Below are 10,951 nucleotides of genomic sequence, written 5' to 3'. Positions count from 1 at the left end.
CTGATGGCACGGTCAATGCTTGCCTACCGATGGGGCCGCCCATGCCGTGATGCTGTCGGTCGACGTTCGCAAACCAGACCCTCGCGAGACCCAGCGAAGGGGCTCGCCGGTACGACGAGGGACCTTACCTCTTTATGCGCGGCATCATTATCGAGGATGACATGTTGCCTTACACGTCGTCCCTCGCGCTCGGGTCTTTGTGGGGCGGATGAAGTCCTGATCGCGGTGGCACTGCTGCATGTTTGCGTAAGACCCATCCAGTCACGATCGCGCTGTCCTTCGATGTCGCGGTGCTGATAGGCGGGCAGATCGGTGTGCGCGGCGCCCGCCAAAGGATCGTCGTCACGCCGGAGGAGGCGAGCGTCATAGCCGGCGCGCCGGCGAAAGGCGCTTTCTGTCGGATGCCCGACAATGTCGGATATCGCAAGTATCAAGGTTGGATCAAACCTTGCGAATCGGGGCTTTCTTACTTGGCACGGGGCATGCTCAGGTATCCGCAAACACCCAATGGATAACGAGCAGACTTCCCATGGCCTCACCATGCCGAAAGTTTCCCGGACGCATCCAAAGATGAGGCTCGCGTCAGGCCCAGCAACACGCTGACGGCTCATGTGGCTCGGCGTCGCGTGCCGATCCACTTTCTCCCAATAGGCGTTCGGGAGACATAGATCCTTCAAAATGAGGAACAGATCACTTTGCCAGGAACGCAGCCCATAACCCCACTCTCCCTACCAGAACTACCAAGCAAGCCCCGCACTCATGGGCTTCGCAGGACGTCCGTTGCGTCCGAGTTGGTCGGCGCGGGGCCGGCTCCGATCCCCGTCGCATGGGAGGACGGCAAGGCGAGGGATTTCGTGCTCGACAACGGCATGGAGGTGGTCGTCATTCCCAACCACCGGGCGCCGATCGTCACCCACATGGTGTGGTACAAGATCGGCAGCGCCGACGAGCCGCCGGGCAAATCCGGCATCGCCCATTTCTTCGAGCATCTGATGTTCAAGGCGACGACCAACCATGCGGGCGGCGAATTCGACCGCGCAGTGTTCGAGATCGGCGGCTCCAACAACGCCTTCACCTCCTCCGACTACACCGCCTTCTATCAGACAGTGGCGCCGTCGGCGCTCGAGCTGATGATGAGCTTCGAGGCCGACCGAATGCGAAACCTCATCCTGACCGACGATGTCGTCAAGACCGAGCGCGATGTGGTCATCGAGGAGCGCCGCTCAAGCACCGACACCAACCCGCAGGACGTTCTCCATGAGGAGATCGACGCGACGCTGTGGCAGAACCACCCCTATCGCATCCCGATCATCGGCTGGATGCAGGAGATCGAGCAGCTGAACCGCGTCGACGCCACCGTCTTCTATGAAAAGTACTACTGGCCCAACAACTCCGTGCTGATCGTGGCCGGCGATGTCGAACCGGACACGGTGCGGGCGCTGGCCGAAAAGACCTATGGCAAGGTGGCGCGCGGACCTGACCTGCCGCCGCGCATCCGGCCGGTTGAGCCCGAGCAGAACACCAGGCGCACCGTCACGCTCTCAGACGCCCGCGTCAGCGTGCCCAGTTTTTCGACGCAGTGGGTGGTGCCGTCCTACCACACCGCCAAGCCGGGCGAGGCCGAAGCGCTCGACCTGCTGGCCGAAATTCTCGGCGGCGGTAACCGCGGCCGGCTCTACCAGGCGCTCGCTGTCCAGCAAGGTATCGCTTCCAGCGCCCGCGTCTATTTCCAGGGCACTATGCTCGACGACACCAAGTTCGCCATCTATGGCGCACCGCGCGGCGATGCCAAGCTGGCTGATCTCGAAGCGGCGGCCGCTGCCGAAGTTGCCCGCATTGCCGAGGATGGTGTCAGCAACGAGGAACTAGGCAAGGCCAAGGACCACTATTTGCTCAATATGATCTTTGCGGAAGACAACCTGGACTGGCTCGCCAGCATCTACGGCTCGACGCTGGCCACCGGCGGTACCGTGAAGGATGTCGAGGAACGGCCGAATCGCATCCGCAAGGTTACCCCCGAGCAAATCAAAGCAGTTGCCGCCCGCTATCTCGCGTTCGACCGTTCGACCACGGGCTATCTCTTGCCCAAGACGGAGAATCAAGAGATGACGCTCGGCGCTCGGCCCCATGCTGCGATGAACATCCAGGAGGTGAAGTCCGAAAAGGGCATCATCGCCTGGCTGGTGGAGGACCACACAGTGGAAATCGTCAACATCGGCTTTGCCTTCAAGGGCGGCACCAAGCAGGACCCGGTCGGGAAGGAGGGGATGGCCAAACTGATGGCCGGCCTGTTCATCGAAGGCGCTGGCCATTACGACAGCGGTGCCTTCCAGGTGAAGCTCGACCATGCCGGCGCCGAAATGAGTTTGGACGCGCAAAGCGACGACATCTACGGATCGATGTGCATGCTTTCCAAAAAGCAGGACGCGGCGTTCGGCCTGCTTCGGCTCGCGCTGAACGCGCCGCGCTTCGAGCAGGGGCCGATCGATCGCGTCCGCGCCGAGATTGTCTCCCGCATCGTCGGCAGCGAGCGAGACCCTAACGCCATCGCTCAGCGCAAATGGCTGCGCGCGATCTATGGCGCGCATCCTTGTTCAAGGCTGGGAGAAGGCACAAAAGAGAGCCTGCCCGGCATCACGCCGTCCGACCTCCGCGCCTTCCACCAGGCCATTTTCGCTCGCGACGGGCTCCATATTGCCGTGGTGGGTGACATTGACGCGAACACGTTGAGGGAAAGGCTTGACCAGCTGTTTGGTGATTTGCCTGAGCAACAAACCCTCGTCCCCGTCTACGATGTCGCGCCGAAACTCGGTCAACTGGTGGAGGAGAACTACGACCTGCCGCAGACTTCGCTGACGTTGGCCTGGCCTGGCGTGAAGCCTAGCGCGCCGGATTTCTACGCGGCCGTGCTGCTGAACGACATCCTTGGCGGCTCATACTTGACTTCCCGCCTTTACGAGGAGGTACGTCAAAAACGCGGCCTTGCCTATCACGTCAGCTCTGAACTAACCCTTGACTCGCTTCTGGTTACGACAGAGACACGCTCGGACTGCGCTGCCCAAACACTGAGCATCGTGCGAGATGTGGTAAAGCAGATGGCGCAGCAAGGACCGACCGGGGCCGAGCTCAAGGCGTCGAAGAAGCACCTGATCGGCGCCTATGCCATCGACCAACTGGGCTCGACCCGCTCGATTGCAGACCGGCTCCTGGATTTGCAGATTCACAAGGCCGACGTCGACTACAACCAGCGTCGCGCCCGCAGCATCGGTCGGGTGACGCTCAAACAGGTCAAGGCGGCGGCCAAAAAGCTGCTTTCGGCCGAGCCCGCCATTTTGGTGGTCGGCCCGCCGCTGGGCGGCAAGGATGAGTAAAGAAACTCATCTCACCTTCCTTCTTCATCGGGGCTTCTCGTGGGAAGAGCGAATGTGGAGGCCCGTGGGCCAAGCAGATCATGCAGACGCGCGGAGTCGTTTTCGCCGACCTTGCGCGGCATTGGCGGTCCGGCGGCCTCTCGCCGAAATGGCGCTCCTCAGCATGTATGCCGCCTTTTTGCAGAATTCAGTCGCATGCCACCAGCAGGCATGGTGGATGAAGCAAACATCCGACTGCTTAATCCATCAATTGATGAACCGCGGGCACTCAAACTAACGAAACTGCTGTCTTTTCATCGGGCTAGCGTGGTCTACCAGCTGCTTTGCCGAGGCCCTACGACGAACCCACTGGTGCAGAATACACACTGACGGCCTGTCGACCTGGATGTTCGCTGCGTTGAGGAGGAATCCGGTATTGCCCCTGTGCCTGCCGATGATCCGCCGTCTGAAATCCCCGCACCTGTTTGGAGCCATCGACCGCCTGCCGGCACTCGGCAGACCAGTTGGCAATAAGACGTTCGAGGTCGTCAATCCGTCGACCGGCGAAGTTTTGGCAGAGCTTCCCGATATGGGCGTGGAGGAGACACGTGCTGCGGTAGACAAGGCCTATGTTGCGCAGTCGGGATGGGCCGCGTTGACGGCCCGAGAACGTAGCGACGTTCTTTGGCGATGGCATCAGCTGATCATCGACCATGCAGGCGATCTCGCCGCGATTCTGACTGCGGAAATGGGCAAGCCGCTTGCCGAAGCCATTTCAGAGGTATCGCATGCGGCGGCGTATCTGCAATGGTATGCCGAGGAGGCCAATCGCGTCTATGGCGAGACGATCTCGGCACCCTCGACAGACCGCCGAATGCTAGTGATCAAGCAGCCCATCGGCGTTGTTGGCACGATCACGCCATGGAATTTCCCGGCCTCCATGGTGGCGCGCAAAATCTCGCCGGCCTTGGCTGCGGGCTGCACAATCGTGCTCAAGCCCGCTGAACAGACGCCGCTCGTGGCTGGCGCAATGTTCGCCCTCGCCCATCAGGCCGGCTTTCCCGATGGCGTGGTCAACCTGATCTATGCGTCCGAAGGTGATCGCGTGGGCCGTGAACTCTGCACCAATTCCAAGATTCGAAAGATCAGCTTCACCGGTTCGACCGAGGTCGGACGGCTGCTGATGCGTCAGTGCTCTGACCAGATCAAGAAGGTCAGCCTTGAACTCGGCGGCAATGCACCTTTCATCATCTTCGATGATGCCGACATTGACGGTGCTGTTGACGGTGCGGTCCAGGCGAAGTTCCGCAATGCCGGCCAGACCTGCGTTTCCGCGAACCGCATTTACGTCCAATCGAGCGTTCACGATGAGTTCGTCAAGAAATTCGTGGAAAGAATCCGGCACTTGTCGGTTGGCGACGGATTCGATGCCGGAGTGGACATCGGACCGCTCATCGACAAGCATGCTCTGGCCAAGATCGAGTCTCACGTCGCAGATGCCATTGCGAAAGGCGGCACAATACGATGCGGGGGCCAGCGTATCGGCAAGAATGGCACGTTTTTCGAACCCACGGTCCTCACCGAGATTTCCAGCGTCATGGCAGTCGCGCAAGAGGAGACATTCGGGCCGCTCGCGCCGATCATTCGCTTCAACGATGCGGATCAGGTCGTGCGCGAGGCCAATGACACGATATACGGCCTCGCCGCATACTTCTATGCCTCAAACCTGAAGCGGGTCTGGCGTGTGGCAGAGGCTCTGGAATATGGCATGGTTGGCATCAACACGGGACGCATGTCCTCGGAGGCGGCACCGTTTGGCGGGATCAAACAATCCGGCATCGGGCGGGAGGGTTCCCGTCATGGCCTCGAGGACTATCTGGAAATGAAATATCTTTGCATGGGCGGGATTTGAAACCTGCTGCACTGTCTCTCCGCCCCACCGGGGGGCGGCCTGCGGTCAATGCCGCCACCTAATTGGAAGTTCCAAACGCCGTTGACCTGAAACACGGATGCCCGGCAGGAGACTGAGCTCGCTGTCGGGCCGGACATGCCTTGGGAGGGCATAAGTCAGCGCTCCTAGGGCCGATGGGCCACTCAGTTCGTGCGCCTTTTGCCGATTGCGTTGCATGTGCCGTGCCAAGCCAAAAAGCATTGATAAACCGCCGATGGATCAGCTTTTGCCCTGTTGCGCATTCTACATTGTGGGATATGCGACAATGCCCAAGCGGTTGAATCGTCGTGTTGCAGAACCCCAGACGGGTCATGACTGCTATTCTTAGGACAGTGCGCAGCAAGCCGCTACTCGCTGCACTCCAGGCACACCATTTCCATAATCAAGCGGTGGGTGCTATGTTGACCGAGCTGTCGACCAGGGAACGGTGTGAGGCCTCAGATCCCTCCATATTGTTGCACCCGCCGGTCCAACAGGACTGCAGGTCCGGCCTCAAAGGATCTTGGCTGCTATGGCGACATTGCGGTGCACGCCGCTTTCCGACCAATGATGTGCGTCCAGGTCGAGGCCGGCCCTAATGAACCACCGCCTTGGCACCCTCGCCCATCTCATTTCGGCATCGACAAGCTAGACCAGAGCGCACTTGCAAGGCGCCATGCAGTCCTGTCGGCGGGCGAACTGTTGGTGACGGGTACAGCTGCGAGCGAACGTTCATCCACCGACGCACAGCGCGGACTGTCGCTTTTCAAATTAGGAAATCTCTGTAGCCACCATTCATGAGCGCGCGGCCACGCGAGACGGCCCGACGGATGCGGTCGCGCAGATGATCGCGAGGATCCGCCCAGTCGGCATGGACGCGCCGTTGACCGATGAGAACTTCGGCGAGCTCGCGATGAGGTGCTCCGGCGAGCGAACCGTCGAGCGCACGAAGAACGAAGGACAAACGAACGCCGCGCTTTTCCGGCGCAAACAAGCGGGGGGGCAACTGTTGCCCTAGACTGAGAGCATTGAGGCACTCCAGTCCCCTCAGTCGATGCTTTAAAAGCACCGCGGGCCAGATGGCTTGCGTATGCAGGCAAACAGGGTGGAGGATATTCGCGCCCGAGACGGCGAGCTGCAGCGCGTGGTCCGCATTGCGAAGAAGAACATGCTGGCTCTTGTCGGGCGCCAGCAGGACGATTGCACGACAGGGCAATGCCGAGAGTTCGAACGGCGGTGTCGGCGACGAGGCAGGCAACCGTTCCGCAATGACCGGCAGCACATGGACGCACCAGAGCGGACACCAGAATACGACCGAAGCGCGGCCACAAGACTCCGCGAAACAGAACACCCCAGCGTGACAGGTCGCCGGCCGACGCGACCATATCGAGAAAGGATTGGAGAGACCAAGTCTTGCAATGCTGGCGCGCAGCGGTCAGATCGCGCTGGAACGCTGGATTGCGGCGTAAGAACTCCCAAGCCCACTCCCGCAGCGTCAGGCCAGCGGTGTAGTCGTATGATCTTTCATCCCGCCAATCGGCCTGATCCGCGCCAGTCAGGAGATTCATGACTGACATCCCCTGCCCGCGCCTGCGTGCGTCGAAACATTATGCCACTTCGCAAAGCATCGGCGAAGGCAGCAGACGTCGAAGACCCCGTTTCGTTGAAGCGTCAGCCATCGCCACTGTCGGCGACAGAAGATGTGCCCAAATTGCCACCAGACCGTCGAACTGGCACAGCGACGGCCAGCGCGACCTGGAATTGATCCCGTAACGGTCATCGGCTCCTGCGTCGCGATCCAGACGTCCCTTGAAGGCGCAGTAGCGCGGCAGTGGATCGCACGCTGCTTGTCGGCAAGTTGTCGTAGCGGCGGCGCCATAGGCACGGTCATCGGAGGGTCTCCTGCGGCAAGCTTTCGCCATTGGAGGCCAATCTCCCCGCTAGGGCAGCCTGTGCAGTTGCACAGGTGAAGCGGATCAATCAGGGGGAGCCATGGCGGAAACTGGATGATGGCGGCTTGAGGAGAGCGGCGTATCGAGGCGGGTGATGAAGCCTGCCAGTACCTCTCAAGGAGAGTGATACGCCATGAACGAGACTATCAACACATTGTTCGCCTTCGTCAGCCCGACGAAATCGATGATACCCTGACGGATGTACTTCGCAGCGGCGCGCGCAAATTGCTTGCGCATGCGATCGAGATGGAGGCCGAGGCGTATGCCAAGGCGGTCGACTGCCTGACGAAAGATCATATTGCGTCGCTGGCGCTCTACGATTTCCCCGCCCAACACTGGGATCATCTGCGAACGTCCAATCCCATCGAAAGCGTCTTTGCAACCGTTCGCTATCGCACGGTGCGTACCAAGGGCTCGCTATCCTCGAAAACCGCCCAGCTGATGGTCTTCAAGCTGTTGGCCGCGGCCAGGAAGTGGCGACGATTGAAAGGACAAAATCAGTTGCCGAAACTCATCGCAGGTGCCAGGTTCCTGGACGGAATCCAGGTCATCGAAACGAAGCCGCAGAGCGCCGCTTGATCAGCCTCGTCACCCAAATTCCAGCATAGCTCCATCGGAACTGCCAGCCTTCCTTGCCGATCAGGCGCATATCAGCGCTGACGATACCGAGGACGGCGATGGCGGTCACCTCCAGGCCGCCGAGTAACGACCCTCAAAACACCGCACTGGTCGAGGCCAGCCTGAACCGGTATCTTGTGCCTGCCCTCGGGAGTCGCTCTATCCACCATGTGATCGACACCGACATTGCTAACATCACCAAGAAGATCGTCGCCGGGGGTCACCCGCAAGCGGCTAACACGGCCTTCTGGTGTATGCGGGCATTTTTCAACTGGTGTCGCAAACCGCCGCAACGGCTCATCCGCGGTTTCCCCGCGAGGGATTGGAAAATCCGGATCCGGCCCCGATCGTCAAGCGCAAGCGAGTGGTGAACGATGCCGAACTGGCGGCTATATGAACGGGCTGTGAGCCCGAACCGGGCGATATCGGCTATTCGTTCGGCTCCATCGTCAAGCTGCTCATTCTGACCGGACAGAGGCGTACGGAAGTTGCCGCGATGCGTTGGTCCTCAACCTTGAAGCCGGAACATGGAACTATCGGGTGACCGCACGAAGAACGAAGAGCCTACGCTTATTCCGCTGTCCACACTGGCGGTGTCGGTCCCCCAGACGGTACCGAAGACCAATGACACGTTTTTTTCCCTGCGAGGGGCAACGAAAGAAGCCACTTCTCAGGCTACGCGAAGGGCAAGAAGGCTCTAGACGGCAAGGTCAATACTGACGGGGTGGCTTTGGAGAACTGGACCCTTCACGATCTGCGCAGGACGCTCGCGACAAATCTCGGCAGGCGGCAGGTATTGCCACACGTCATCGAGCACATACTGAATCACAAGGCGGCGTCCTTGACAGACATTGGCGAAATCTACAATCTCTATAGCAACGTCAAGGAGAAGCGCGAGGTGTTGCAGATGTGGTCAAATCACATCGAATGGCTGATCAAGCAGGCTGCGGATGACGCTCTGGCGGCGTAGCTGCTGGCATGGGCGGAAGATGCGGCGCAACAATCGTCAGAGCCTCATCGAATTGGAGAGCATGCTTGACCAGCAAATGCGCGGCCAATGCTTCGATGGCCGACCAGTGATCGAGTACTAGCCGGGCCGTGCAATCTTCGATCCGCCCCCAATCGGGGCGGCGCGGCATCAGGAACCGCAACTCACCATAGATTCGCTTGGCATCCGCGTAGTCGCTGCTCCCCTCATTCCCATCGGACGCATTCATCGCCATATCGCGCGGGTCCAGATAGCCTTCGAATGCGGATTCTGCAAAAGGACCTGCCAGACACGCAACTATCTCCCGGATCGCATCATCGCGTTCCAAACATCGATCCATATCGTCCTCGAAAATCGGCTTTCGCTTCGAGGTGAATCCTTGCGCTGAATAAAAACCCGCGCCTTCGACAACACCACCGCACTCTCCGTCACCGACGTCGGGGTAAATACTAACACTTGAGAAAGCAGGGAGTTCACGGTCGTCGTCGAACGTCTGACGGTGCAAAACGATGGCGGCCACCGCGTGCCCGGCTTCGTGATGCGCCACAAGCGGCAGATATTGGGAGGCTACATTCATGCGGTGCGGCTCTCAGGTCTAGTTTGCTTTTGCGCATAGGACCGCAATTGTCGTGCCAACTGGGAAAATCGTTTCGGGCAATGCGATCGCTCCGATAGCGTTGCGTCTCCTGTCTGACATTGTTGGGAAGTCGACACGCGCCCGTCGCAATGCGGTCGACCTTCCGCGCGAGTTGGGTGACCCGTGAAGGCGGCCGACCAGGACGATGTTGCGCTGATCGGCGACGAAGGCGCGGCCGGGCGAGATCGCGCATCAGGGGGTGACCGGCGTGTCGGCGAAGTCGAAGTCGTCGATGTCCTTGGCCAGCGGCAACTTGGCGACAGCGAACTGGTATTTGATGGAGCGGGCCTGCTTCTCCGATATCTCGGCCTGCAAGAGATCACCGACAATCCTGGGCGGCTCGTGCCGTCGCTTGATGGCGACGCGCCCATGATCTCGTCATAGGCTCTGCGCATTCCGTAGAGCTTCAGCGCTCCCATCAGTTCCAGTACCTCGGTGCGTTCCATGGCTGTTTGTCCTCCTGAGACTGTCATAGCGGGTGCAGTCGGCGACCGCTCGTGAGCTAGCTTCAGCGCTTGGGGAATGGAAAGGATCGTGCCCGGCGCCGGATCGCGGCTGCGGGCCAGGATGTTGAGGATCACCGGCGCCGACGATGCACCGTGCTCGATGGCTTCCTGACAGGCGGCCTCGACCGCGCTCAATCCGTCGGTCAGCACCCAGGTGAGGATCAACACCATCTGCCGGTCGACGTCATCAACCGCCTTGAGCTGCGCCGCACCTTCTCCATTGCCGACCGCACGACCCAGCCAAGGAACGGCGCGCGCCGTGTGCCAGGGATCGTAGGCGACCTCGTTGCGGCCAAAGGAGCGAACGTGTTCTCCCACGACCACGCCATCCTCTGGCGGATGCGATCCGATCGACATAAGCATGGATCTCGATGGGCCGACCGACGGCACTCGACAGCACCGAGTATTTGTTGTTGTCGAAGCGCACCGTGCAGGTCTTCGACACCGACGGGGGAATGCAATGGAAGCCGTCGAAGCGACCGGCAGCCGCTCCCGCTGCGGCTTGGCCGCATTCGCCGACAGCAGCCGGTCCCGCGTCTCACGCCGAGCTCCCATGCGGGGATAGGGCTGGTGCTTGCGCTCGTAGCGGAACTGCGTCTCCTCAGAACGCAGGACCTTGCGCACCACCTTGCGCGAGATCTTCAGCTCACGGCAGATCGCTTTGATCGACTTCCCCTGGACCAGCGACAGCCGACGTATCTTTGCAATCGTCTCTAAAACCAACATCCAAAACACAAATGCCTCCGATCAAGCCGGAGGCATCTTGATGACCCCATCGTTAAGGGGTCCCGTTTGGACGAAAATCACCCTTTAAACAGGGTCCCCATTCCACGAAAAATCAATGCACTACCTTCCAAAGCTGCGAGAGATCGCCACCGACCGCTTTGAAGGGGCTTTCGGCGGTCTCGTCAGCGAGGTTGTGGCATGAAGAAACATCAATCCACAGCATTGGGCCGAAGCATGCCACGGG

6 protein-coding genes and 6 pseudogenes are annotated in these 10,951 nt (G+C 60.2%); 7 read left to right on the top strand and 5 right to left on the bottom strand.

Annotated features, from left to right (window positions below; genetic code table 11):
- Positions 1-791 precede the first annotated feature (791 nt).
- The 3 genes and pseudogenes from LB556_RS23540 to LB556_RS23530 form a co-directional block, all read left to right on the top strand.
- Positions 792-2,096, top strand: a pseudogene (locus LB556_RS23540) (M16 family metallopeptidase); the annotation flags it as partial.
- 9 nt (positions 2,097-2,105) lie between these two features.
- Positions 2,106-3,371, top strand: coding sequence for a M16 family metallopeptidase (locus LB556_RS23535; protein WP_128311092.1), 1,266 nt, complete (start codon positions 2,106-2,108; stop codon positions 3,369-3,371).
- Between the two features lie 415 nt (positions 3,372-3,786).
- Positions 3,787-5,262, top strand: a complete 1,476-nt coding sequence (locus tag LB556_RS23530; RefSeq protein ID WP_095769043.1) for an NAD-dependent succinate-semialdehyde dehydrogenase — start codon at positions 3,787-3,789, stop codon at positions 5,260-5,262.
- Positions 5,263-6,046: 784 nt separating this feature from the next.
- Here LB556_RS23530 and LB556_RS23525 read toward each other — a convergent pair.
- Together LB556_RS23525 and LB556_RS32060 are read right to left on the bottom strand one after the other, a co-directional pair.
- Positions 6,047-6,562 carry a DUF2285 domain-containing protein gene (locus LB556_RS23525; RefSeq protein WP_224570032.1) on the bottom strand — a complete coding sequence of 172 codons (516 nt, stop codon included), beginning with the start codon at positions 6,560-6,562 and terminating at the stop codon, positions 6,047-6,049.
- Positions 6,563-6,677: 115 nt separating this feature from the next.
- Positions 6,678-6,848: pseudogene (locus LB556_RS32060) on the bottom strand (transcriptional regulator domain-containing protein); the annotation flags it as partial.
- Here LB556_RS32060 and LB556_RS23515 point away from each other — a divergent pair.
- The 4 genes and pseudogenes from LB556_RS23515 (at position 6,847) to LB556_RS31705 (ending at position 8,820) form a co-directional block, all read left to right on the top strand.
- On the top strand, positions 6,847-7,053 hold the full coding sequence (locus LB556_RS23515) for a hypothetical protein (protein WP_127388388.1): 207 nt from the start codon (positions 6,847-6,849) through the stop codon (positions 7,051-7,053). The pseudogene LB556_RS32060 and the gene LB556_RS23515 sit on opposite strands and share 2 nt — an antisense overlap.
- A 386-nt stretch (positions 7,054-7,439) precedes the next feature.
- Positions 7,440-7,811 (top strand): annotated as a pseudogene (locus LB556_RS23510) (transposase); the annotation flags it as partial.
- Positions 7,812-8,571: 760 nt separating this feature from the next.
- Positions 8,572-8,688: pseudogene (locus LB556_RS32055) on the top strand (hypothetical protein); the annotation flags it as partial.
- A 3-nt stretch (positions 8,689-8,691) separates the two neighbouring features.
- Positions 8,692-8,820, top strand: a complete 129-nt coding sequence (locus tag LB556_RS31705; RefSeq protein ID WP_135907184.1) for a hypothetical protein — start codon at positions 8,692-8,694, stop codon at positions 8,818-8,820.
- Here LB556_RS31705 and LB556_RS23500 read toward each other — a convergent pair.
- The 3 genes and pseudogenes from LB556_RS23500 to LB556_RS23490 form a co-directional block, all read right to left on the bottom strand.
- A complete protein-coding gene (locus LB556_RS23500; protein ID WP_063169279.1) occupies positions 8,786-9,415 on the bottom strand; it encodes a hypothetical protein in 630 nt (209 codons plus the stop codon). The two genes, LB556_RS31705 and LB556_RS23500, sit on opposite strands and share 35 nt — an antisense overlap.
- A gap of 192 nt (positions 9,416-9,607) precedes the next feature.
- Positions 9,608-9,921 (bottom strand): annotated as a pseudogene (locus LB556_RS23495) (ATP-binding protein); the annotation flags it as partial.
- Positions 9,854-10,465 (bottom strand): annotated as a pseudogene (locus LB556_RS23490) (Mu transposase domain-containing protein); the annotation flags it as partial. The pseudogenes LB556_RS23495 and LB556_RS23490, both read right to left, overlap by 68 nt.
- Between the last annotated feature and the right edge of the window lie 486 nt (positions 10,466-10,951).

It is taken from the genome of Mesorhizobium sp. ES1-4 (assembly GCF_020164745.1).
Classification (GTDB): Bacteria; Pseudomonadota; Alphaproteobacteria; order Rhizobiales; family Rhizobiaceae; genus Mesorhizobium.
This window is presented reverse-complemented; position numbering and strand designations above follow the sequence as displayed.

Excerpts from the sequence above, each read along its gene's own strand:
- LB556_RS23500 (WP_063169279.1), bottom strand. The coding sequence starts at position 9,415 with ATGAATGTAGCCTCCCAATATCTGCCGCTTGTGGCGCATCACGAAGCC.
- LB556_RS23535 (WP_128311092.1), top strand. The coding sequence starts at position 2,106 with ATGACGCTCGGCGCTCGGCCCCATGCTGCGATGAACATCCAGGAGGTG.
- LB556_RS23515 (WP_127388388.1), top strand. The coding sequence starts at position 6,847 with ATGACTGACATCCCCTGCCCGCGCCTGCGTGCGTCGAAACATTATGCC.